General features: G+C 61.3%; 28 protein-coding genes. 19 read left to right on the forward strand and 9 right to left on the reverse strand.

What is annotated here, in order from left to right:
- Positions 1 to 285 precede the first annotated feature (285 nt).
- The 5 genes from NKI63_RS11740 to NKI63_RS11760 all read right to left on the reverse strand — a co-directional run bounded on the left by NKI63_RS11740 (position 286) and on the right by NKI63_RS11760 (position 2618).
- Positions 286 to 582 carry a hypothetical protein gene (locus NKI63_RS11740; protein WP_352479042.1) on the reverse strand — a complete coding sequence of 99 codons (297 nt, stop codon included), beginning with the start codon at positions 580 to 582 and terminating at the stop codon, positions 286 to 288.
- Positions 583 to 680: 98 nt separating this feature from the next.
- The gene (locus NKI63_RS11745) at positions 681 to 1286 is read right to left on the reverse strand and encodes an ATP-dependent Clp protease proteolytic subunit (RefSeq protein WP_254817374.1); all 606 of its coding nucleotides are present in this window, start codon (positions 1284 to 1286) and stop codon (positions 681 to 683) included.
- Between the two features lie 25 nt (positions 1287 to 1311).
- Entirely contained in the window at positions 1312 to 1836 is a 525-nt protein-coding gene (locus tag NKI63_RS11750; protein ID WP_352507876.1) for an SRPBCC family protein, read from the reverse strand.
- Entirely contained in the window at positions 1833 to 2147 is a 315-nt protein-coding gene (locus NKI63_RS11755) for an ArsR/SmtB family transcription factor (RefSeq protein WP_352478973.1), read from the reverse strand. Before NKI63_RS11755 ends, NKI63_RS11750 begins: the two co-directional genes overlap by 4 nt.
- Positions 2148 to 2228: 81 nt before the next feature.
- Entirely contained in the window at positions 2229 to 2618 is a 390-nt protein-coding gene (locus NKI63_RS11760; RefSeq protein WP_352478972.1) for a cupin domain-containing protein, read from the reverse strand.
- A 211-nt stretch (positions 2619 to 2829) separates the two neighbouring features.
- Here NKI63_RS11760 and NKI63_RS11765 point away from each other — a divergent pair, with 211 nt between their 5' ends.
- Positions 2830 to 3342, forward strand: coding sequence for a single-stranded DNA-binding protein (locus NKI63_RS11765; protein ID WP_352448761.1), 513 nt, complete (start codon positions 2830 to 2832; stop codon positions 3340 to 3342).
- A gap of 123 nt (positions 3343 to 3465) precedes the next feature.
- Positions 3466 to 3891: an OsmC family protein gene (locus NKI63_RS11770; protein WP_352507877.1), complete on the forward strand. Its 426-nt coding sequence runs from the start codon at positions 3466 to 3468 to the stop codon at positions 3889 to 3891.
- Between the two features lie 8 nt (positions 3892 to 3899).
- On the opposite strand, the gene NKI63_RS11775 is transcribed toward NKI63_RS11770, so the two are convergent.
- Positions 3900 to 4529, reverse strand: coding sequence for a MarC family protein (locus NKI63_RS11775; protein WP_254817370.1), 630 nt, complete (start codon positions 4527 to 4529; stop codon positions 3900 to 3902).
- A gap of 74 nt (positions 4530 to 4603) precedes the next feature.
- On the reverse strand, positions 4604 to 5134 hold the full coding sequence (locus NKI63_RS11780) for a hypothetical protein (RefSeq protein WP_352507878.1): 531 nt from the start codon (positions 5132 to 5134) through the stop codon (positions 4604 to 4606).
- Between the two features lie 86 nt (positions 5135 to 5220).
- On the opposite strand from NKI63_RS11780, the gene NKI63_RS11785 reads away from it, so the two are divergent.
- Both NKI63_RS11785 and gyrA read left to right on the forward strand, forming a co-directional pair.
- A complete protein-coding gene (locus NKI63_RS11785; RefSeq protein WP_352507879.1) occupies positions 5221 to 6048 on the forward strand; it encodes a helix-turn-helix transcriptional regulator in 828 nt (275 codons plus the stop codon).
- A 148-nt stretch (positions 6049 to 6196) separates the two neighbouring features.
- The gene (gyrA, locus tag NKI63_RS11790) at positions 6197 to 9004 is read left to right on the forward strand and encodes a DNA gyrase subunit A (RefSeq protein ID WP_352507880.1); all 2808 of its coding nucleotides are present in this window, start codon (positions 6197 to 6199) and stop codon (positions 9002 to 9004) included.
- Between the two features lie 54 nt (positions 9005 to 9058).
- Here the strand turns inward: gyrA and NKI63_RS11795 are convergent, their stop codons facing one another.
- Positions 9059 to 9211: a hypothetical protein gene (locus NKI63_RS11795; protein ID WP_352478968.1), complete on the reverse strand. Its 153-nt coding sequence runs from the start codon at positions 9209 to 9211 to the stop codon at positions 9059 to 9061.
- Between the two features lie 195 nt (positions 9212 to 9406).
- Here NKI63_RS11795 and coaD point away from each other — a divergent pair, with 195 nt between their 5' ends.
- From coaD to tgt, 7 genes are all read left to right on the forward strand, one after another.
- A complete protein-coding gene (gene coaD / locus NKI63_RS11800; RefSeq protein ID WP_352507881.1) occupies positions 9407 to 9907 on the forward strand; it encodes a pantetheine-phosphate adenylyltransferase in 501 nt (166 codons plus the stop codon).
- 74 nt (positions 9908 to 9981) lie between these two features.
- Positions 9982 to 10572: a peptidylprolyl isomerase gene (locus NKI63_RS11805; protein ID WP_254817364.1), complete on the forward strand. Its 591-nt coding sequence runs from the start codon at positions 9982 to 9984 to the stop codon at positions 10570 to 10572.
- A 28-nt stretch (positions 10573 to 10600) separates the two neighbouring features.
- Complete coding sequence (locus tag NKI63_RS11810) at positions 10601 to 11113, forward strand: peptidylprolyl isomerase (protein WP_254817363.1); 513 nt, start codon at positions 10601 to 10603, stop codon at positions 11111 to 11113.
- A complete protein-coding gene (locus NKI63_RS11815; protein ID WP_352507882.1) occupies positions 11110 to 11508 on the forward strand; it encodes a hypothetical protein in 399 nt (132 codons plus the stop codon). The genes NKI63_RS11810 and NKI63_RS11815 overlap by 4 nt, the downstream gene beginning before the upstream one ends.
- Positions 11509 to 11520: 12 nt before the next feature.
- Positions 11521 to 12609 (forward strand): tRNA preQ1(34) S-adenosylmethionine ribosyltransferase-isomerase QueA, encoded by a 1089-nt coding sequence (queA, locus tag NKI63_RS11820; protein ID WP_352507883.1) that lies wholly within the window; start codon positions 11521 to 11523, stop codon positions 12607 to 12609.
- Positions 12599 to 12868 carry a hypothetical protein gene (locus tag NKI63_RS11825; RefSeq protein ID WP_352507885.1) on the forward strand — a complete coding sequence of 90 codons (270 nt, stop codon included), beginning with the start codon at positions 12599 to 12601 and terminating at the stop codon, positions 12866 to 12868. Before queA ends, NKI63_RS11825 begins: the two co-directional genes overlap by 11 nt.
- A gap of 8 nt (positions 12869 to 12876) precedes the next feature.
- Entirely contained in the window at positions 12877 to 14007 is a 1131-nt protein-coding gene (gene tgt, locus NKI63_RS11830; RefSeq protein WP_352821590.1) for a tRNA guanosine(34) transglycosylase Tgt, read from the forward strand.
- A gap of 8 nt (positions 14008 to 14015) precedes the next feature.
- On the opposite strand, the gene NKI63_RS11835 is transcribed toward tgt, so the two are convergent.
- Positions 14016 to 14435: a DUF4864 domain-containing protein gene (locus NKI63_RS11835; protein ID WP_352688286.1), complete on the reverse strand. Its 420-nt coding sequence runs from the start codon at positions 14433 to 14435 to the stop codon at positions 14016 to 14018.
- A 236-nt stretch (positions 14436 to 14671) separates the two neighbouring features.
- Here NKI63_RS11835 and NKI63_RS11840 point away from each other — a divergent pair, with 236 nt between their 5' ends.
- The 8 genes from NKI63_RS11840 to glpD all read left to right on the forward strand — a co-directional run bounded on the left by NKI63_RS11840 (position 14672) and on the right by glpD (position 23205).
- Positions 14672 to 14908, forward strand: coding sequence for an Lrp/AsnC ligand binding domain-containing protein (locus tag NKI63_RS11840; RefSeq protein WP_023674883.1), 237 nt, complete (start codon positions 14672 to 14674; stop codon positions 14906 to 14908).
- Positions 14909 to 15080: 172 nt separating this feature from the next.
- Positions 15081 to 16493, forward strand: a complete 1413-nt coding sequence (locus NKI63_RS11845) for a circularly permuted type 2 ATP-grasp protein (RefSeq protein ID WP_352821593.1) — start codon at positions 15081 to 15083, stop codon at positions 16491 to 16493.
- Positions 16494 to 16642: 149 nt separating this feature from the next.
- A complete protein-coding gene (locus tag NKI63_RS11850) occupies positions 16643 to 17584 on the forward strand; it encodes an alpha-E domain-containing protein (protein WP_023674885.1) in 942 nt (313 codons plus the stop codon).
- 61 nt (positions 17585 to 17645) lie between these two features.
- Entirely contained in the window at positions 17646 to 18440 is a 795-nt protein-coding gene (locus NKI63_RS11855) for a transglutaminase family protein (RefSeq protein ID WP_352507888.1), read from the forward strand.
- A 31-nt stretch (positions 18441 to 18471) separates the two neighbouring features.
- Positions 18472 to 19203: a proteasome-type protease gene (locus NKI63_RS11860; protein WP_254817354.1), complete on the forward strand. Its 732-nt coding sequence runs from the start codon at positions 18472 to 18474 to the stop codon at positions 19201 to 19203.
- Positions 19204 to 19261: 58 nt separating this feature from the next.
- Positions 19262 to 20674, forward strand: a complete 1413-nt coding sequence (locus NKI63_RS11865) for a pyridoxal phosphate-dependent decarboxylase family protein (RefSeq protein WP_352508448.1) — start codon at positions 19262 to 19264, stop codon at positions 20672 to 20674.
- A gap of 110 nt (positions 20675 to 20784) precedes the next feature.
- Positions 20785 to 21552 carry a DeoR/GlpR family DNA-binding transcription regulator gene (locus NKI63_RS11870; protein WP_254817352.1) on the forward strand — a complete coding sequence of 256 codons (768 nt, stop codon included), beginning with the start codon at positions 20785 to 20787 and terminating at the stop codon, positions 21550 to 21552.
- Positions 21553 to 21678: 126 nt separating this feature from the next.
- Positions 21679 to 23205, forward strand: coding sequence for a glycerol-3-phosphate dehydrogenase (gene glpD, locus NKI63_RS11875; protein WP_352508449.1), 1527 nt, complete (start codon positions 21679 to 21681; stop codon positions 23203 to 23205).
- Positions 23206 to 23241: the final 36 nt, after the last annotated feature.

A 23241-nucleotide genomic window follows, 5' to 3' on the forward strand; every position in this document is an offset into this window, starting at 1 on the left:
CACCGGACAGTTCCTTGAGGCTCCACGTGTCGCTGGAGCCGCGGCAGGTATAAGTGGCTAGGCCAAGCGTTTTGCGCTACCTGCCAACGTTGACCTGCCGATCCCCACAACAATCAGAGACTGCTAGTCGGATCGTCGGCTGAACGCCGCGAAGCATCCGAAATAAAAAGCCGGCAGTACACTCCCGGCAATTTGGATTTTAGATCCAAGAAGCCCCGTCAATTGCACAAGCAATGACGGGGCTGTTCGTTTGAAGGGCACATTTGTGGTGCATGCCAGGCGAACTTACCGGCTGGGGGGCCTGATTCCGCCGGTAGCGACATCGATGGTTATGCTGCCGGAAATTCGAACGTCGGTATCGCCGATCTTGAACGTGCCGTTGCCGCTGCTTGGAACCGCGTCGTCGGGCTCAGGCTGCGGCCCTGGCTCGGCGATGCGATAGTCGCTGGTCACGCCGGGCAGGGCGCCCTTTTGCGAAGACGTCGAATTATCTTGGGCAAATGCCATGTCCACCAGCATGTTCGTGCCGGCCACAGTAGCGATAGCAAGGCACAACAGGCTGGATGAACGGCTGGCGGTCATCGCCGGACTATAGTGCCGTGATGGCGGCAAGACCAGACCGATGGCGCTGAAATTGCGGGCGCTCAATCGCGTCGGTTGCGTCCGCCGGCCCTGCTCGTTCATGCGGCCTGCTTGCGGGTGTCGAAAACATGGTCGACGAGTCCCCAATCCTTGGCCTCCTGGGCGGTCATGAAAAAGTCGCGGTCGAGCGTGCGTTCCACTTCTTCGTAGGTGCGGCCGCAATGATGGGCGTAAAGATCGGTCATGCGCCGCTTGGTGCGAAGGATGCCCTCGGCATGGCGCTGGATATCGGAGGCTTGGCCTTGGAAACCGCCGAGAGGCTGATGCAGCACGATGCTGGTGTTGGGTAGCGCGATACGCCGCCCTGGCGTGCCCGCCATCAGGAGAAACGAGGCCATCGAGGCGGCGAAGCCCATACAAACGGTGGAGACCGGGCAGCTGATATACTGCATCGTATCGTAGATGGCGAAACCGCTGGTCACCACGCCACCCGGCGAGTTGATGTAGAGCGAGACCTCCTTGTCGGGATTGTCGGATTCCAGCGACAGAAGCTGGGCGCAGACCAGCGCCGAGGTGCCGTCGTCGATCGGCCCGTTGATGAAGACGATGCGCTCGCGCAGCAGCCGCGAAAATATATCGAAGGCACGTTCGCCGCGACTCGACTGCTCGATCACCATCGGCACCAAATTGGCAAGGCCGCTCATCGTTATCTCCTTTGACTGTCGTCGTTCAGGCCGCGCGCATAAAGAGGCGCGCGGTGTTTGCGGCGATCTGCTTGTACTTGGGAGTACGCGCTTCAAACGAAAGTCGGCAACCGGCGCCTGCCATGGCGATCTCCGGCACTGCTGCCCGAGCAAAACCATCATGGACGATGCGCAGATGCGTGCCGCCGGAAACGGTGCGGTCGAGCGTAAAGGTGACGATGCTATCCACTGGCCTATCGTTCATTGGGCTTTCCACCGGGCTGCCGGGCGGCACCCGCGTATCGCCGGGCGCCGGCCGCTCCCGCCAGGAATAGCGCAGCAGCCGTCCGGGATCCGCGTCGAGGATTTCGCACTCGATCGGCGCATCCGGCGCTTTAAAGGCAAAGCGGTTGCCGACCTTTGGTTCAATGTCGTTTGGCATCATCCAGGCCGCGAGCAGGTCCGGCACTGTCAGCGCCCGCCACACTTTTTCCGGCGGCTCGGGCAGCTCGCACTCGAACTCGATCTTGTCTGCCGCCATTTCCGCGCGTTCTTTGCCTCGGCTGGTCATTGGTCCATGTCCTTCAAAACCGTCTTGAGCCTTTCGATGCGCTCTGGCCAGAACGCGCGGTAGCGTTCGATCCAGCCGAGCAGCGGCGCAAGCCCGTTCGGATCGGCGCGATAATAGGCATTGCGGCCGGCCCGGCGTTCGACCACGAGGCCGGCACCTCGCAGCACCGCGAGATGCTGCGATACTGCCGGCTGCGAAACCGGCATGCCATTGCGGAGTTCCGATACCGTCATCTCGCCGTCGGCGAGCCGCTCATAGACGGCGCGACGCGTTGGATCGGCCAGTGCCCGAAAAATCTCTGCTTCGATCATTCCAGAAGCATAAGTCGATACTTATCGGTTTGGCAAGTCGCGTTTTTAAGACAGGCAGTGTTTTTTGCGACGGGCGAGATTTTACAAACGCGTCGGAAGCCAGCGTCTCACCATGTCTGGCGATCCGTTAAACGTTGCCTCAAAAACTGGTGACGCGAGCACGGCATGGATATGAAGCAGTTCGGAGCCGACGTTTCGGAAGCCATGTTGCCTGTGCGCGGCAACAACAAGCGACTGTCCGGCAGTCAAGACGAGATGCTCGTCATCGATCCACATCTCGGCCCTGCCAGCGATGACGGTAAGCACTTCCTCGACCGGGTGCCAATGTGTCGGGGCGCCAACCGCGGGTTCGACCCATTGTTCAAATATGCAAAGTTGAGTTGCGCCGTTGCAGGCCGAGACATGCATGCGGGTCTTTACTCCCGTCCGCCATTCTTCTTGCGGCTGATCGTCATGCTCGACCATCTTCATTGAGTTCGCCTCGATCTCAGGGTTCGTGGAAAATTCGGCGCCAAGACCCTACTTGTTACTGACATCTATTGACAGTGCAGGACCTTTAAACTAGAACGAAAAGAGAACAAAAACCTTGTGGGAAAAGGCAGCCACGGCAGGCAGGGATTGTCCATAGCCTGTAAGGTGGAGCGACAAGGAATTTGGTTTCGGATGAGCGCGGAGAAGTGTCATGGCGGGTAGCGTCAACAAGGTCATTCTGGTGGGCAACCTCGGGGCGGACCCTGAAATCCGCCGCCTGAATTCGGGTGACCCGGTCGTCAATATCCGCATCGCGACGTCGGAAAGCTGGCGCGACAAGACATCTGGAGAGCGCAAGGAAAAGACCGAGTGGCACAATGTCGTGATTTTCAACGACCAGATCGCCAAGGTGGCCGAGCAGTATCTGAAGAAAGGCATGAAGGTCTATGTCGAGGGCCAGCTGCAGACGCGCAAATGGCAGGACCAGACCGGCAATGACCGCTATACGACTGAAATCGTGTTGCAGAAATTCCGCGGCGAGCTGCAGATGCTCGACGCACGGGGCGAGGGCGGCGGCCAGGTCGGCAACTATGCCGGTGGCGGTGCGAGCCGCGGTTCCGATTTCGGCCAGTCCGGCCCGGGCGAAAGTTTCAATCGGGGTGGCGCCAACAAGGGCGGCGGCGGTGGTTCATCGCGCGAGCTGGACGACGAAATCCCGTTCTGATTTCTCGGGGCGGACTGCCCTTGCGGCGACAAGCGCCAGCACCTTGGCCACGAAATGGCGTCCCGAAAATCTGTCTTGGATTTTCGGGACGTTGTGCGTTTGAGCGGTGAAAGGACGTATCAAGTGAAAGCAAGGGTCAAATGGGTGGAGGAGCGCACTTTTGTTGGCGAGTCCGCCAGTGGGCACAAGCTGGTGCTAGGCACGGCGTTCGGGCTGGAGGGCAAGACGCCGGGGCCGAGCCCAATGGAACTGGTGCTGATCGGCACCGGAGGCTGCTCGGCCTATGACGTGGTCCATATCCTCGAAAAGGGGCGCGAGGCGGTCGAAGATTGCGTGGTCGAACTCGATGCCGACCGTGCAGAAGCCGATCCCAGGGTGTTCACCCGCATTCACATGCATTTTGTCGTCAAGGGCCGGGCGCTGTCACACGACAAGGTGAAGCGGGCGATCGGGCTTTCGATCGAGAAATACTGCTCGGCCTCGGCAATGATGGCCAAGACTGCCGAGATTACCCATGACTTCGAAGTCATTGAAACGACAGCGAAGTAGGGCAGTTCCTAGGTCGCCATCAGCGCCTTGATGCCGTCGGCGACGAACTGTATGGCGAGCGCCGCCAGGATGACGCCGAGCAGCCGTGTCAGGATCGAACGGCCGGTTTGGCCGAGGATACGATCGATGCGCTCTGACAGCACGAACACCAGGTAGGTGATGACGAGGCAGATGGCGATGATGCCGACAAGGGCTGTCTGCGCGCCAAAACCCTGAAACGAGCTTGAGAGCAGGACGGTCGCCGAAATCGCGCCGGGACCCGCAATCAGCGGGATCGCCAGCGGAAAGGCGGCGATGTTGTGGATCATGTCCCTGGTGATGGCGACGTCGCCGATCTTCTCCTTACGGTCCTGCCGGCGCTCGAACACCATTTCGAAGGCGATGAAGAACAGCAGAAAGCCGCCGGCGACGCGGAAGGCCGGCAGGGTGATGCCGAAGACCGACAGGATCGACGCGCCGGCGATTGCGAACAATGCCATCACCAGGAAAGCGATGATCGAGGCGCGCACGGAGACCTGGTTGCGCTCCTCGCGGTTCATGCCGCGGGTCACGGCAAGGAAGAGCGGCGCCAGGCCGGGCGGATCGATCGTCACCAGTATGGTGACGAAGGCGTTGAACAGGCTGTCGAAGCTCGGCATGCTGACCCTCCCCGCCGGCAATGCCGGTTAACGGGATTGGTAGAGCAAAGCGAAGCCAGTGGAAACCGTGCGGATCAGGGGCTGGCGGTGCGGCGCGCCAGAAACTCGACTTCGAGACGCCAGGTGGCGCCGTCGTCAAACGAACGCTCGCCCAGCCAGCGGAAGGAATCTCCGGTGATCCGGGAAAAGCTCCAGCGTACCGAAGGGCCGGTGCCGTCTGCGCCTAATTGGACGATCGTGTCGCCTTCGACGCGGCCCAACTGGCGGCTGTAATACCGGTTGCGCGGGTCGCTCCAGAAGATGTGCCAGGCGTCGACGCCTGGGTCATAGACGCGCAACGTCGTGCCATAGAAGGTCCATTTGCCGAGCGAAGGGGAGGAACCAGCGTCACGAGCTGGCAGGATCCATACGTCCTGGATCGCGCGGCCTTCAAGGACCCAGCCGAAATGCACCTCGCCGCGCCCGGTCAGCACCTGACCGTCTTCGAGATGGCGCGTGGCGTCGAACGTCCAGGCGCCGACGAAGCGGCCGTAAAGGTTCAGTTTCTCGGCAAGGGCCGGTGTGGGCCCATCGCTGTGCAGGGCCTTGGCAAAGGAATTGGACATGGCTTCGCTCTCATCTTGTCAGGAGACCGGCAAGCATAGAGGCCGGCAGGGGTTCTGCGCTTGGGAAAAATTGCTATGTTTGGGCGATGACGACGAGCGCGCATAGGCTGGCGTCGGGCCGAGGCTGGCAGGTGTCGGATGTCATCTGCACCGCCAGCGCCGCCGACAGGCCATTCGAGGAGGAGCATCGGCATTTCTGCGTTGCTGCCGTAACCAGCGGCACCTTCCGCTATCGTGCCCGCCAAGGCACGGCGATGCTGGCGCCGGGCGCGCTCCTGCTCGGCAATCCCGGCACATGCTACGAGTGCGGGCACGAGCATGGCGCCGGCGACCGCTGCCTCTCCTTCCATTTCGGACCGGCCTGTATGGAGCGGATCGTCGCCGACGTGCCGGGCGCCAAGACGCTCGATTTCAGCACGCCGCGCCTGCCGCCCTTGCCGGCGCTGGTGCCGCTGCTCGCCGAAGCGGAGGCGGCGCGCGAGATGGCCGACACCGGCGCGTTCGAGGAACTCGCCCTGCGCATTGCCGGTGCCGCGGTAACAGCGGCTTGCAGCGCCACGGATCGGGGACGGACCCCGAGCCGCCGCGACCAGAAGCGTGTCGCCGAAGCGGTGCGGCGCATTGAAGTCGATGCCGACCGGCCGATCTCGCTTGCCGAACTCGCCGACGAGACCGCCACCAGCCCTTACCATTTCCTGCGCACCTTCCGGCACGTTGCCGGCATGACGCCCTACCAATTCCTGCTGAGAACGCGGCTGCACAGGGCAGCCGTGCGGCTGCGGACGTCAGATAACACAATTTCGGCGATCGCCTTTGCGGCGGGATTCAACGATCTATCAACCTTCAACCGCCGTTTCCGGCGGCTGATGGGCGAGGCGCCGGGTACTTATCGCGCCCGCCGGCGACGCCGGTGAAAGGGTGCCACGGCCATATCGTCGCAATTGGTGTATCCTTTTGAATTTGCCGCTAAAAACCACATTGGAAAACTGCCGCGATTGTTGGAGTTTCGGGCCGGCTTCCTATATAAGCACCAAGTGATTCCTGATTAGATTGTGATCCGATTTGACCGACCAGAAGACACCGCGCGGCGCCGACGGCGGCCCCACCGGCATCGAGCCGATATCCATCATCGAGGAGATGCAGCGCTCCTATCTCGATTACGCCATGAGCGTGATCGTCAGTCGCGCGCTGCCGGACGTGCGCGACGGCCTCAAGCCGGTGCATCGCCGCATCCTCTACGCCGCCTATGAGAGCGGCTATCACTGGAACCGTAAATATGTGAAATCGGCACGCCCGGTCGCCGACGTGATGGGTAAATACCATCCGCACGGCGACGCCTCTATCTACGACGCTTTGGTGCGCATGGCGCAGGACTGGTCGCTGCGCGTGCCGCTGATTGACGGGCAGGGCAATTTCGGCTCGATCGACGGCGATCCGCCGGCGGCGATGCGCTACACGGAATCGCGGCTGACCAAGGTCGCGCATGAGTTGCTGGAAGACATCGACAAGGACACCGTCGATTTCCAGGACACTTACGATGCGTCGGGCAGCGAACCGAAAGTCCTGCCGGCGCGCTTTCCGAACCTGCTGGTCAACGGCTCCGGCGGCATCGCCGTCGGCATGGCCACCAACATCCCGCCGCACAATCTGGGCGAGGTCTGCAACGGCGCCATTGCCCTCATCGACAATCCAGCGATCGATCTTCCGGCGCTGATGGAGATCATTCCGGGACCGGATTTCCCGACCGGCGGCATCGTGCTTGGCCGTTCCGGCATCTACAGCGCCTATTCGACCGGCCGCGGCTCCATCGTCATGCGCGGCCGCGTCAACATCGAGGCGCGCGGCAACGACCGTGAATCGATCGTCATCACCGAGGTTCCCTATCAGGTGAACAAAGCATCGATGATCGAGAAGATGGCCGAACTGGTGCGCGACAAGCGCATCGAGGGCATTTCCGACATTCGCGATGAGAGCGACCGCCAGGGTTACCGCGTCGTCATCGAACTGAAGCGCGACGCCGTCGCCGACGTCATCCTCAACCAGCTTTACCGCTTCACTCCGCTGCAGACGTCCTTCGGTGCCAACATGGTGGCGCTGAACGGCGGCAAGCCGGAATTGCTGACGCTCACCGACATGCTGAAGGCGTTCGTCGCCTTCCGCGAGGAGGTGATCAGCCGGCGCACGAAATTCCTGCTCCGCAAGGCGCGCGACCGCGCCCATGTGCTGGTCGGCCTTGCCATCGCTGTTGCCAATATCGATGAAGTCATCAAGCTGATCCGCAGCGCTCCGGACCCGCAGACGGCGCGCGAGCAGTTGATGGAGCGGCGCTGGCCTTCGGGCGACGTGGAATCGCTGATTCTTCTGATCGACGACCCGCGCCATCGCATCAACGAGGACGGTACCTACAATCTCTCCGAGGAGCAGGCGCGCGCCATCCTCGAACTGCGCCTGCAGCGCCTAACCGCGCTCGGCCGCGACGAGATCGCCGACGAGCTGAACACGATCGGCGACGAGATCAAGGACTACCTGGACATCCTGTCGTCCCGCGCCCGCGTCCAGCAGATCGTCAAGGACGAGCTCATCGCCGTGCGCGACGAGTTCGGCACGCCGCGCCGCACCGAGCTCGCCGAGGGCGGGGCGGACATGGAAGACGAGGACCTGATCCAGCGCGAGGACATGGTCGTCACGGTCAGCCATTCCGGCTACATCAAGCGCGTGCCGCTGTCGCTCTACCGGGCGCAGCGCCGCGGCGGCAAGGGCCGCTCCGGCATGTCGACCAAGGAAGAGGATTTCGTCACCCGGCTGTTCGTCGCCAACACGCACACGCCGGTGCTGTTCTTCTCCTCGCGTGGCATCGTCTACAAGGAAAAGGTCTGGCGCCTGCCGATCGGCAACCCGCAATCGCGCGGCAAGGCGTTGATCAATATGCTGCCGCTCGAACAGGGCGAGCGCATCACCACGATCATGCCGCTGCCGGAGGATGAGACGAGCTGGGGCGAGCTCGACGTCATGTTTGCCACCACGCGCGGCACCGTGCGTCGCAACAAGCTGTCGGACTTCGTCCAGGTCAACCGCAACGGCAAGATCGCCATGAAGCTGGACGAGGAAGGCGACGAGATCCTCGGCGTCGAGACCTGCACCGATAATGACGACGTGCTTTTGACGGCAAGTTCCGGCCAGTGCATCCGCTTCCCGGTCAGCGACGTACGCGTCTTCCAGAGCCGCAATTCGGTCGGCGTGCGCGGCATCGCCATGGCCGATGGCGACCGGGTGATCTCGATGGCGGTGATCGAGCATGTCGACGCGCCGCCGGCGGAACGTGCCGCCTACCTTAAGCGGGTGGTGGCTGAACGCCGGCTCGCCGCCGACATCGCCGCCGGTGAGGAGGAAGAAATCCAGCTTACCAACGAAGAGGTCGGCGAAGAGGCGGAGCTTTCCGACGAGCGCTACGAATTCCTCAAGGCACACGAGCAGTTCGTGCTGACGGTGACGGAATATGGCTACGGCAAGCGTTCGTCGTCGTACGATTTCCGCCTGACCGGTCGCGGCGGCAAGGGTATCCGCGCTACCGACGTTTCGAAAACGGCCGAAATCGGCCGTCTGGTGGCGACCTTCCCGGTCGGCAATGATGATCAGATCATGCTGGTTTCGGATGGCGGAACCGTCATTCGCGTCCCGGTTAACGGCATTCGTTTCGCCAGCCGCGCCACCAAGGGCGTTACGATCTTTAATACCGCAGAGGGCGAGAAGGTCGTTTCGGTGGAGCGGATTTCGGAGCCGCAGGCAGACGAAGAGATCGAAGAGAGTGTCGAGGCTGAAAGCGGCGCTGCTACCGAAGGTGGGGAGCCTGACAACAACAACGTCGAGTGAGTTGCCACGACGCCGCCAGCCCGATAGGTCGGTCCGGCGTTGTCAGCAAACGCTCTAGAAATGCCGATAAGGCCTACGGATGCCGAAGCCTTCGAACTGCTTGGTATTGGCCTTGGCGCGGACGCGCTGTGCCTCCTGATGCAACCCGAATACGGTAGCGATCAGCATGGCGACGGTCATTGCGGTGGCAAGCATGTAGATCAGCATGTGCGTGTTCTCCTGCGCCTAACAACGATTAGATGGGTGTTTGGTTTCATCTTCTGCAGCTGCAACTTAGTGAACACTGCGTGAAGCTGTTGTGAGCGGCACATTCATCTGTCGTTTACGTCGGCCAAAGGGTTCAACAGGCGGGCTGGTGATCGGATTTGCCTTTAGGAGAGAGGCTCGCTAGAAGCACCTGCCATGACCGAACGCATCGCCCTTTATGCCGGCTCTTTCGACCCGCTGACCAACGGCCATCTCGACGTGCTGAAGGCATCGCTGGCCGTGGCGGATACAATCTATGCGGCGATCGGCACCCATCCCGGCAAGAAGCCGTTGTTTTCCTTCGAGGAACGGGTTGGCCTGATCGAAACGGCCGCGAAGGCGGAATTCGGCAGCGACGGTGCGCGTATCAAAGTGGTCGCCTTCGACGGGCTGGTCATCGATGCGGCCAGGAAGCATGGCGCCTCGATCATGATCCGCGGTCTGCGCGACGGCACCGATCTTGACTATGAGATGCAGATGGCCGGCATGAACGAGACCATGGCGCCGGAGCTGCAGACGGTGTTCCTGCCCGCCAGCCCCTCGGTGCGCACCATTACCGCCACACTTGTGCGCCAGATAGCTTCGATGGGAGGCGACATCCGCCCCTTCGTGCCGGCGGCCGTGGCCGGCGCGCTCGCCGCCAAATTCGCGAAATAAATGCATGTCACCCAAAAGTGGAACCCGGCTTTGGGTAACGACATGCATGAACGAAGATATTCGGAGAAAGATCCATGCAGCTGAAAAAGCTTGCCTTCTTGCTTGCCGTGTTTGCCGGTCTTGTGACCGCATCCGTGTCGGCCTTTGCCGCTGATCCGGAAAACACCATGATCGTAACGCTGAAGGACGGCGACGTGACCATCGCGCTGAGGCCCGACCTTGCGCCGAAACACGTCGCGCAGATCAAAAAGCTGGTGCGCCAGGGCGCCTACGACAACGTCGCCTTTCACCGCGTCATCGACGGCTTCATGGCGCAGACCGGCGACGTCAAGTTCGGCAACATGAAGAGCGGCTTCAATGCCGACGCTGTCGGCACCGGCGGCTCCGATCTTCCCGACCTGCCGGCCGAATTCTCCAGCACCGAGCACTACCAGCGCGGCGTGGTCGGCATGGCCCGCTCCGACGATCCGAATTCCGCCAATTCGCAATTCTTCATCATGTTCGCGCCGGCACCGCCGCTCGATGGCCAGTACACCATCGTTGGCAATGTCGTCAGCGGCATGGAGCTGGTGGACCACATCAAGAAAGGCGACGAGGCGCAGAACGGGACGGTGACCGATCCCGATCGCATGATCAAGGTGCGCATCGCCGCCGACGGCAAGTAAACCCAAGTTTCAAAAGGATATTTCTGACATGGCCGAAATCAAGGACCGCGAGAACGCGCTTATCATGGACACGACGAAGGGCAAGGTCGTCATCGAATTGTTTCCAGATCTGGCGCCCGGCCATGTCGGCCGTATCAAGGAGCTGGCACGCGAAGGCGCCTATGACGGCGTGGTCTTCCACCGCGTCATCGACGGCTTCATGGCGCAGACCGGCGACGTGAAGTTCGGCAATTCCAACAAGCCGTCTTTCGCGCCGTCGCGCGCCGGCACTGGCGGTTCCGACAAGCCCGATCTGAAGGCCGAGTTCTCCAACGCCAACCATGGCCGCGGCACCTGTTCGATGGCGCGCTCGCAAAACCCGAACTCGGCCAATTCGCAGTTCTTCATCTGCTTCGACGACGCCGCCTTCCTCAACCGCCAGTACACTGTATGGGGCCAGGTCATCGAAGGCATGGACAATGTCGACAAGATCAAGCGCGGCGAACCGGTGCAGGACCCCGACAAGATCGTATCGCTCAAGGTCGCGGCCGACGTGAAATGACCAGCCGGGCTGTCGCGGCCATCGTACTTGTGCTCGTCGCGGCGGCCACTCCGGCGTTGGCGACGGAATCGATCGTTTGCAGCGCCGACGGCGGCGCGGCATCGATTGATGTTTTGATGGGACACACGGCCGTCATTGCGGTGGCGCGGGTGTGGCTGGATGCCGGCGGCAAGACATGGACCACGGACGGCCAGCCAGGCTCAACGAAAGTCATCGTTGGACAGGCATTCGAAGACGACGAGCGCATGCTGATCGATCTCACTGATGAGGGCCTCAGCTCGATCGTCGCCAAATTGCGGCTGGTCAAGGCCAGCGAGCAGTCCAGTTTCGCAATGGGCGGCACGTTGAGCATTGACGGTGTCAGTGCCTGGGCGGTGACCTGCCCGGAACCTTGAGGCGGGGTTTTCTTGCGCGTCGACCTTTTCGACTTCGATCTGCCGGAAGAACGCATCGCGCTTCGCCCAGCCGAGCCGCGCGACAGCGCCAGGATGCTGGTGGTCAGGCCGGGTGAGGGGCTCGAAGACCTGACGGTGCGCGACCTGCCGGCCCTGCTCAAGGCCGGTGATGATGTGCTGGTCTTCAACGACACCAAGGTCATTCCGGCACAATTGAAGGGCATCAGGCGGCGCGGCGAAGCAGCAGCGCAGGTCGAAGCCACGCTGCATATGCGGGTGGCGCCCGACCGGTGGCTCGCCTTCATGCGTCCGGGCAAGCGCATCGCCGCCGGAGATCGCATCCATTTCGGTCATGATGCCAATTCCTGCTTTCTCGGCCAACTCGATGCGACCGTGATCGAGAAGGGGGAAGGCGGCGAGGTGCTGCTCGGCTTCGACCTGTCAGGTCCGTTCCTCGACGAGGCGCTGCACGCTGTCGGCCACATCCCGCTGCCGCCCTACATCGCCTCCAAACGTGACGACGACGAACGCGACCGCAGCGATTATCAGACCATTTATGCTAGGGAGGAGGGCGCGGTCGCCGCGCCGACGGCAGGGCTGCATTTCACGCCGGAGCTGTTTGCGACGCTCGACGCCAAGGGCATAGAGCGCCGTTTCGTCACGCTGCATGTCGGCGCCGGTACATTCCTGCCGGTGAAGGCGGACGACACCGCGGACCACAAGATGCACGCCGAAACCGGTTCGGTCAGCGCGGAAACCGCCGAGGCGCTGAATGCGGCGAAAGCAAAAGGAGGGCGCATTATCGCTGTCGGCACGACATCGCTGCGCTTGCTGGAGAGCGCGGCTGGCGAGGAGGGCAGGCTGGCCGCATGGTCAGGCCTGACCGACATCTTCATCACCCCCGGCTATCGCTTCAAGACCGCCGACATGCTGATGACCAATTTCCATCTGCCGCGTTCGACGCTGTTCATGCTGGTTTCGGCCTTCTGCGGTTTGCAGACGATGCGGGCGGCCTATGCGCATGCCATCGAGAATCGCTACAGGTTTTATTCCTATGGAGACGCAAGTCTTCTGTTCAGGGAGGATAGTAATGGACGATGACCTGGAAACCTTCGACCGCGAAGCATTGATCGGCGAGGTCAGGAAATTACGCGCCGGCATCCGCCAACACCGCGACGCCACCGGCCATGATCTGTGCTGGCATCATCCCGACCTGTGGTCGCTTTTGCCCGAAAAGACCGAGCCGGCGATTGCCGTGCCGCCGTGGCCGAAATTCATGCGCGGCTGCATCCGCTACCGTCAATCGCTCGATAAGCAGGCTGCGGACGCGCCGGTATTTGACAAGGAGTTCGATGGCTAGGGAATTCAATGACTGACGCATTCACCTTCAAGGTGCTGGCGACCGACGGCAGGGCGCGGCGTGGTGCAATCACCATGCCGCGCGGGGAAATCCGCACGCCTGCCTTCATGCCGGTCGGTACCGGCGGCACGGTGAAGGCCATGTATATGGATCAGGTGCGCGGCGTCGGCTCGGACATCATCCTTGGTAATACCTACCACCTGATGCTGAGACCCGGCGCCGAGCGCGTGGCGCGGCTCGGCGGCCTGCATGAGTTCGCCCGCTGGCCGCATCCGATCCTGACTGACAGCGGCGGCTTCCAGGTGATGTCGCTATCGAAGCTGAGGAAACTGACCGAGAACGGCGTGACCTTCCGTTCGCATATCGACGGCGGCGCCTTCGAGATGTCGCCGGAGCGTTCGATTGAGATCCAGGGGCTGCTCGATTCCGACATCCAGATGCAGCTCGATGAATGCACGGCTCTGCCGGCCAAGCAGAACGAGATCGAGCGTGCCATGGAGTTGTCGTTGCGCTGGGCCGAGCGTTGCAAGACGGCATTCGGCGAGCAGCCCGGCAAGGCGATGTTCGGCATTGTACAAGGCGGCGACGTGCCGGATCTGCGGCTGCGCTCGGCGCAGGCGCTGAAGGCAATGGAGCTGAAGGGCTACGCGATCGGCGGGCTGGCTGTCGGCGAGCCGCAAGCGGTGATGCTGGAGATGCTCGACATCACTTGCCCGGAGCTGCCGGTTGAGCGGCCGCGCTACCTGATGGGTGTCGGCACGCCGGACGACATCTTGAAGTCGGTAGCGCGCGGCATCGACATGTTCGATTGCGTGATGCCGACGCGGGCAGGGCGCCACGGTCTTGCCTACACGCGGCGCGGCAAGGTCAATCTTCGCAACGCCCGCCATGCCGACGATCCGCGTCCGCTCGATGAGGAAAGCGACTGCCCGGCCGCACGCGACTATTCGCGCGCCTATCTGCACCATCTGGTGCGCTCGCAAGAGGCACTTGGGGCGATGCTCCTTACCTGGAACAATCTGTCCTATTACCAGCAGCTGATGCGCGACATTCGTGAAGCGATCGAGGCTGGCAGGTTGGAAGCACGCTCAGCTGAGATTTCCGAAAGCTGGAGGCGGGGCGATGTCCCAGTGAGGTGATCGAAGGCTCAAGTGCTGAGCGACGTGGACGCGCGCAGGCTGCAGCCGGTGATCCGAAAGCTGCCGTCAGGCTGTAGTTCGAGCGTGTAGACCGCCTCGTAGTCCTTGCCATCCGGGCCGACGATCAGCACTTGCTGGATGATCGAGGTCGGGCTCGTCTCGCGAACCTTGCCGAAGGAGTAGGTCTGCGGCTGGCGCACCGGCGGATAGCCGTTGGTCACCATGTTCATGAAGGTATCGACGGTCGGAAAGATGCGCTTCACATTCGGTGCGGCAAAGCTGTAGGCCGTCATTCCGTCATTGGCGATGAAGGCCCTCAACTGACCATCGATGACCGTCTGCGCCGCTTTGACTTCGGCGTCGCCAGAAAAGGCCTGGGATGCGAAAATGAATGGAAGGACTGTGAATGCGAAAAACGCGCGGCGCATGGCCTGTCTCCGTTGTCCCCGAGAAATCGCTGCCTGAAGGTACATGATACCATACGCTTTGCCGTGCTTCAGGGTTTCAGCCGAGCGTAAACATTCGGCGTGGCAGTCCGTGTCCGAGCCGAGAAAGCATTGTCGAGGCGAGACAGCCTGAGCGATTGGCGATGCTTGAAAGCCGGGCGGCAGTCTGCCACAAGGGCCGCTCGATTAGAGCGTGCGATGTTGGACAGGACCAGGCAATGAAGGCATTTTTCGTGCAGATAAAGTGCGATCTGGGCAAGGCCTACGACGTTGCCAGCGCCCTGGCCGATGCCGAGATTGCTTCGGAAATCTACTCGACAGCCGGCAACTACGACCTGCTCGCCAAATTCTATGTCGACGACGAGGAAGACATCGGCCACTTCGTCAACGAGAAAGTGCAGATTCTCCCGGGAATCAAGGATACGTTTACGGTCGTCACCTTTCGCGCGTTTTGATCTCCATCCGACATTTGCCCGGACACAAGGCAAAGCCTGATCAGGGCCCTATTGGTGCTGCCTTAATTTTAGGCAACCGCGATATACTGATCGCCGGCGCCCGCCAAATCGCCGATTGCGCTTGATTTTCTCCAGCGAGGCCAGTGAAATGGCGTCACAGGGGAGTATGCGATTGGCAGCGTTCGACGAAATGCTTCCGGAAGTTTCCGGGCTGAGAAAACCGTATTCGGCTTACGATCGCTGGCTGAAGGAACAGGACCCGGCCAGACTTACCGAGAAGATGCAGGACGCCGAACGCGTCTTTCGCAAGACAGGCATCACTTTCGCCGTCTACGGCGAGCAGGAAGCATCGGAGCGGCTGATACCCTTCGACATCGTTCCGCGCATCATTTCGGGCAATGAATGGCGACGGCTAACGCAAGGCATCGAGCAGCGCGTCCAGGCGCTGAACGCCTTTCTCGACGACATCTACCATCGCCAGGAGATCTTGCGCGCCGGCCGGGTGCCGAAGGAGTTGATCGCCAGGAACGAGGCGTTCCTGCCCGAGATGATCGGGGTGCGGCCGCCGGCCGGCGTCTATACCCACATCATCGGCGTCGACATCGTACGCATTAGCGAGAACGAGTTCTACGTACTGGAGGACAATGCGCGCACGCCGTCCGGCGTCTCCTACATGCTGGAAAACCGCGAGACGATGATGCAGCTGTTTCCCGAGTTGTTCCAGCAGATCAAGGTGCGGCCGGTGGAGAATTACCCGCAGCTCCTGCGCCAGTCGCTGGCGGCGGTACGGCCGCAAAGCACCAAGGGCACGCCGACGATTGCCGTGCTGACGCCGGGCAGCTTCAACTCAGCTTATTTCGAACATGCTTTCCTTGCCGACCAGATGGGCGTGCAGCTCGTCGAAGGGCAGGATCTGCGCGTCGTCGATGGCCATGTCGCGATGCGCACGACCGAGGGCTACAAGCAGATCGACGTGCTTTACCGGCGTGTCGACGACTCGTTCCTCGATTCGCTGACCTTCCGCCCCGACTCGGCACTTGGCGTGCCGGGCATTATGGACGTCTACCGCGCCGGCAACATCACGATCGCCAATGCGCCGGGAACCGGCATCGCTGACGACAAGGCGATCTATTCGTACATGCCCGAGATCGTCGAATTCTACACCGGCCGCAAGGCGATGCTCGGCAACATCCCGACCTGGCGCTGCTCGGAGCCGGACAGCCTGAAATACGTGCTCGAGCACATTGATGAACTGGTCATCAAGGAGGTCCACGGGTCCGGCGGTTACGGCATGCTGGTCGGTCCGGCGGCGACCAAGAAGGAATGCGAGGATTTTTCCAAAAAGCTCGCGGCAAAACCATCGAACTACATTGCTCAGCCGACGCTGGCGCTGTCGACCTGTCCGATCCTGACGGACAAGGGGCTGGCGCCGCGTCATGTCGATCTGCGCCCCTATGTGCTGGTTTCCGACCGTATCCAGATCGTGCCCGGCGGGCTGACCCGAGTAGCGCTCAAGGAAGGCTCGCTGGTCGTCAATTCCTCGCAAGGCGGGGGCACGAAGGATACCTGGGTGTTGGATGATTAGAGTGGAAGTAGTGAATAGTGAATAGATAAGGATATGGGTCGTAATGTTGGTGAAATGCCCTGAAATGAAGCACGCGGCATCGTGGCTTAGGTTCTGGATAGTCACCATTCACCGTCCACCGTCCACCATTCGCCTCAGGGCCGCCTGACATGCTTCTCGGTCGCACCGCCAACGGGCTCTATTGGATGAACCGCTATATCGAGCGGGCGGAAAACATGGCGCGGCTGGTGGATGCTGGCTTGCGCATGGCGCTAACCCGTACTCAGAACGCTTCGGAGGAGTGGAATTCGGTGCTGCTTAGCGCCGGTTCGGACGCCAGCTTCACGCAGAAATATTCCGACTACACCGCCGCCAATGTCGCCGACTATCTGCTGCGCGACACATCGAACCCGTCGAGCACGATGTCGTCTATCGAAACGGCCCGTAACAATGCCCGCATGGTGCGTACCGCGTTGACGCGTGAAACCTGGGAAAGCATCAACGAAGCCTGGATGTCGCTGAAGCGGATGCTAGCCAAGCCGATCGACGAGCGCGACCTGCCCAACGCGCTCGACGCAATCAAACGCGAGACGGCGCTGATCCGCGGCTCGTTCTACGGCACGATGCTGCGCAATGAGATTTTCGATTTTTCGCAGCTCGGCACTTATGTCGAACGCGCCGACAACACCGCGCGCATCCTGGATGTGAAATACTACGTGCTGTTGCCGTCGATTTCCTGGGTCGGCTCGACGCTCGACAACTACCAGTGGGAATCGATCCTTCGCTCTGTATCGGCGCACCGCTCCTACCGCTGGGTCTATGACGCCGACTACAAGCCGAGCAACATCGCCGACTATCTGATCCTCAATGTCCGCATGCCGCGCTCGCTGACCTTTTGCTATCGCTTCCTGACGGAGCATCTCAAATTCCTGGGTGACGACTATGGTGAGCGCCACGCCTGCCATGCGACGGCTGCCAAGACCCAGGCCATGCTTACCGCCGGCTCGATCAAGGATATTTTCGACGCCGGCCTGCATGAATTCCTGGCCAATTTCATCCGCGACAACACCAGACTCGGCGACGAGATCGCGCAGGATTACAGGTTCTATTGAGCATGACCCCAAAAAGCGGAGACCGGTTTTCGGAAAAGCTCATGCTCCAGGGACGAGTGCGATGCGGCTGAAGATCACCCACCGGACCGAATACCGCTACGATGCGCCGGTGCATTATTTGTTGCAGCGTTTGCGGCTGCTCCCGGTAAACGGGCGCACCCAGACGGTACTGTCCTGGGCGCTGAAGATCGAAGGCGCACGCGAGGAAGTGCGCTTCACCGACCATTTCGGCAATGATACCCGGCTGTTGAGCGTCGAGGGCGAGCGCGACTTCATCACCGTCGAAGCAGCCGGCGAAGTGGTGACGCGCGACACCGCCGGCGTCTGCGGGCCGCACCAGGGTTTCGTGCCGCTCTGGCTGTTCGGCCACGAAACGCCGCTGACGATGATCGGCAGCGGCATTCGCGAGCTTGCTGCCTCGGTCGGCAAGGGCACCGACATCGAAAGGCTGCACCGGTTGATGGCGATGATCGGCGAGCGCGTCGCTTATACGCCGGGCACCACCAACGCGACGACGCCGGCCGAAGAGGCCCTGGCGCTCAAGACCGGCGTTTGCCAGGACCACAGCCACATCTTCGTTGCGGCGGCGCGCGCCATGGATTTTCCGGCGCGCTATGTCAGTGGCTACCTTATGATGAATGCAGCGATCGAGCAGGCGGCAAGCCACGCCTGGGCCGAGGCGCATGTCTCGGGCCTCGGCTGGGTCGCCTTCGACGTCGCCAACGGCATTTCTCCCGACGAGCGTTATGTAAAGGTGGCGACTGGCCGCGATTATCGCGACGCCACACCGGTATCGGGAATTCGGCTGGGACAGGCGGAAGAACAGCTTGCCGTCACCGTCACCGTGGAGCAGTAATCTCCGCCAAGATTGTTGCCAAAGAGATTCGATGACCTATTGCGTCGGCCTGAAGATCGATCGCGGGCTCGTGTTCATGTCGGACACGCGCACCAACGCCGGCATGGATTCGATCTCGACCTTCAGGAAGATGCATGTCTGGGAAGAGCCGGGCGAGCGCGTCATCGTTTTGATGTCGGCCGGCAATCTGGCGACGACGCAGGCCGTGGTCAGCCTGCTCGACGAACGCACCAAGGCAGTGGCGGAGCGCCGTGCCACGCTGCTCGAAACGCCTTCCATGTACCAGACAGTGCGGCTGGTCGGAGACACCGTCAAGGAGGTCATCGCCAGTTCGTCGCCGGCGGGCGAAAAGGCGGATTCCTATTTCAACGCCTCCTTCATCCTCGGCGGTCAGATCAAGGGCAGCGCGCCGCGCCTGTTCATGATCTATCCGGAAGGCAATTTCATCGAATCCACCGACGACACGCCGTTCTTCCAGATCGGTGAGACCAAATACGGCAAGCCGATCATCATCCGCGCTTATGAAAGGACGATGAGTTTCGCCGAGACGGTGAAGTTGCTGCTTGTGTCGTTCGACTCGACGCTGAAGTCGAACCTGTCGGTCGGCCTGCCGCTCGACCTGCTGTTCTATGAAAAGGACACCTTCAAGGTCGGCCTCAAAAAGCGAATAACCCAGGATGATCAATATTATCGCACGATCTCGGATAGCTGGTCGAACGCGCTGAAGACTGCCTTTGCCAGCTTGCCTGATTTTCCCGAATGAAAACCTTCGTTTTTCGTGCTCTTTGATGGCGGCTCGACGAGCCGCTACGGAGGCGAAGATGAATAGCAACGAATTCCGCGAATGGTCGCTGCGAGCGGCCGAATGGGGCGCCGACTACAGAGACAGCCTTCGCGAAAGACCGGTGCGGCCGTTTGTCGAGCCGGGCGAAATCTTCAAAAGCATCGATGTCGCACCGCCGGAAAATGGCGAAACGATGCAGGCAATCTTCGCCGATTTCGAGCAAAAGATTCTGCCGGGCATGACGCACTGGCAGCATCCGCGTTTCTTCGCCTATTTCCCGGCCAATGCGGCACCGGCCTCGGTCGTGGCCGAGTATCTGGTTGCCGCCATGGCCGCGCAATGCATGCTTTGGCAGACCTCGCCGGCGGCAACCGAACTCGAGACGCGTGTCGTCGACTGGATGCGGCAGGCGCTTGGTCTGCCGGAGGGATTTTCCGGCGTCATGCAGGATTCGGCTTCGTCGGCGACGCTTGCCGCCGTGCTGACCATGCGCGAGCGCGCGCTCGACTGGCAAGGTAACAAGAACGGCTTGCAACGCCAGCCGGTCGTGCGGGTCTATTCTTCCGGCCAAGTCCATACTTCCATCGACCGGGCGATCTGGGTGTCGGGCATCGGCGAGGCGAACCTCGTGCGCATTCCGGTCGCCGGACGCTTCCGCGCCATGCAGACGGCGGCTCTGGAAGCCGCGATCGTCACCGACCGCGAAAACGGCATGCTGCCGGCGGGGATCATCGCCAGCGTCGGCGGCACAAGTACCGGCGGCACCGACGATGTGGCGGCTGTTGCCGCGGTGGCTAAGCGGCACGGGCTCTACCTGCATGTCGATGCCGCATGGGCTGGCTCCGCCATGATCTGCCCCGAGTTCCGGCATTTCTGGGCAGGCGCCGAACATGCGGATTCCATTGTCTTCAACCCGCATAAATGGCTGGGCGCACAGTTCGATTGCTCGATGCAGTTCATCCGTCAGCCGGAAGACCTCGTGCGCACGCTGGCGATCAAGCCCGAATTCCTGAAAACGCATGGCCGCGACGGAGTCATCAACTACTCCGAATGGTCGGTGCCGCTTGGCCGGAGGTTCCGCGCGCTGAAACTTTGGTTCCTGCTGCGTGCACATGGCTTGGAAAATCTGCGGACCATGGTCCGCAACCATGTCGCCTGGAGCGAGAGCCTCGCCGCAAGGCTGGCAAAGGAACCGGATTTCGAGATCGTCACCGAGCCGATGCTGTCGCTGTTCTCGTTCCGGCATCTCGCGGCTGCGGGCGCCGACTCTGACGAGCACAATTTGCGGTTGGTCAGCGCGATCAACGATGACGGCCGCATCTACCTGACGCAAACCCGGGTGGACGGGAAGGTGGCGATCCGCTTTCAGGTCGGGCAGTTCGAAACGACAGCGGCGGATGTCGATACTGCTTTCGAGGTCATTACTGAAATTGCGCGCGGCCTGGGCTGACCGGCATCATCGAGGGTGCGCCGGGGCTTTTCTTGCAGTCACCTGATCTTCCTGTTCATGGCTTTCGTTTTCCGTTATAGACAAGTAAAACGAAAACGAGAGGTTGCTAGATGTATCTGTCGCCGCGTCATTCCGAAATCATCCAGATGGCCAAGGACCATGGCCGCGTACTGGTCGAGGAGTTGGCGACGCATTTCAACGTGACGCCGCAGACGATCCGCAAGGATCTCAACGATCTCTGCGACCAGCGGCTTTTGTCTCGCATTCATGGCGGGGCATTGTTCCCGTCCGGCATCGAGAACATGGAGTATGAGGCTCGGCGCAAGATCGCCGCCGAGGAGAAGGAGGCGATCGGCCGCGCAGCAGCCCGGCTGATCCCCGACAACGCGTCTCTTTTCATCAATATCGGAACAACGACGGAAGCTGTCAGCAAGTCGCTGCTCGATCACAGCGGCTTGATGGTCATCACCAATAACATCAATGTTGCCAATAGGATGCGCGTTTATCCTTCGATCGAGGTGGTGATCGCCGGCGGTGTCGTACGCGGTTCCGACGGCGGTGTGGTCGGCGAGGCAGCGGTCGATTTCATCCGGCAGTTCAAGGTCGATTTTGCGGTGATCGGCGCCTCGGCCATCGATCACGACGGCGCACTGCTCGACTTCGATTTTCGCGAGGTGAAAGTCGCGCAGGCGATCATCGCCAACGCGCGGCATGTGATCCTCGTGTCGGACCAGACCAAGTTCGAGCGCACCGCGCCCGTCCGCATCGGCCATCTGTCGCAGGTCAACACCTTTATCACCGATCGTTGCGACATCCCATCGGTGCGTAAGATCTGCCAGGAGGCAGAAGTTCAGCTGATCGAAACGTCGCTCTCCTAGAGATGCCGTTGCGGCATCCTGTCGCCAATCATATATCGTTTGACATTCGTTATCATTTCGAAATAATTCCCGTACGGTTTCGCAAGAACCCAAAAATGCTGCAATGCGAAATCGAGGGAGGATTGTTTGGGCGCATCACCGATCCATGACATTTTCGTCATCGGTGGCGGCATCAATGGCTGCGGCATCGCCCGCGATGCCGTTGGGCGTGGGTTTTCGGTATTTCTTGCCGAGATGAACGATCTGGCCAGCGGAACCTCTTCCGGCTCGACCAAACTGATCCATGGCGGCTTGCGCTATCTCGAATTCTACGAGTTCCGCCTGGTGCGCGAAGCGCTGATGGAACGCGAGGTCCTGTGGAGGAACGCGCCGCATATCATCTGGCCGATGCGCTTCGTGCTGCCATACGCCAAGGGGCTGCGTCCGGCCTGGCTGATTCGTCTCGGGCTTTTCCTCTACGACCATATCGGCGGGCGCAAATTGCTGCCGCCGACGAAAACGCTGGACATGGCCAAGGATCCGGCCGGCAAACCGCTAAAGCCGCTGTTTCGAAAGGCGTTCGAATATTCGGACGGTTGGGTCAACGATGCCCGGCTGGTTGTGTTGAACGCCCGCGACGCTGCCGAACGCGGCGCAACCATTCGAACCCGAACAAAGGTCGTCAGCGCACGCCGCGAAGGCAATCTCTGGACGGTCAGGCTTGAAAACGTGCGGACCGGCGATACCGAGGAGGTCAAGGCGCGGCTGCTGGTCAATGCCGCCGGCCCGTGGGTCGATCAGGTGCTGTCGGCCACCGTCGGCTTGAACGACGTGCACAATGTACGCCTCGTGCAAGGCAGCCACATCGTCGTTGGCAAGAAATTCGACGACCCACGCGCCTATTTCTTTCAGAACAAGGACGGGCGCATCATTTTCGCCATCCCCTATGAAGACGAGTTCACGCTCATCGGCACCACCGACCGGGACTATCCCGGCGATCCGCACGACGTCAGGATCAGTGATGTCGAGATCGACTATCTCTGCGCTGCGGCAAGCGAATATTTCGCGCAGCCGGTCAAGCCGTCGGATATCGTCTGGACCTATTCCGCGGTGCGCCCGCTCTACGACGATGGCGCCTCAAAGGCGCAGGAAGCCACCCGCGACTATGTGCTGAAGGCCGATGGAGGCGAGGGTGCCGCCCCGATCGTCAATGCCTTTGGCGGCAAGATCACCACCTACCGCCGATTGTCGGAATCGATGCTCGAGAAGATCGAGGGTTTTCTCGGCAGGCGCGGCAAGCCATGGACGGCAAACGCGCCGCTGCCGGGCGGTGACTTTCCCGTCACTGGCTTCGATACCGAGCTGGCGAAACTGAAAACGGCGTACCCGTTCCTCGACGCCCGGCTGGCCCGCCGGTTGACCCGGCTCTACGGCACCCGCGCAAGGAAGCTGCTGGGCCTCGCCAAATCGAACGTCGATCTTGGCCGCAACTTCGGCGCCGATCTCTACGAAGCCGAGGTGCGCTACCTCGCCGAAAACGAATGGGCAATGACTGCCGAGGATGTATTGTGGCGCCGGACCAAGCGCGGCCTGCGTCTCAGCCGTGAGCAGGCGGCAGTGCTCGAGGAGTTCATGCGCGGAATAAGCCGGCAGCACGTAGCGGCTGCCGAATAGGAACGGCCGACTGATGCAGAAAGCCTGGGAGGAGGC

Source organism: Mesorhizobium sp. M0410 (assembly GCF_040321435.1).
Classification (GTDB): domain Bacteria; phylum Pseudomonadota; class Alphaproteobacteria; order Rhizobiales; family Rhizobiaceae; genus Mesorhizobium.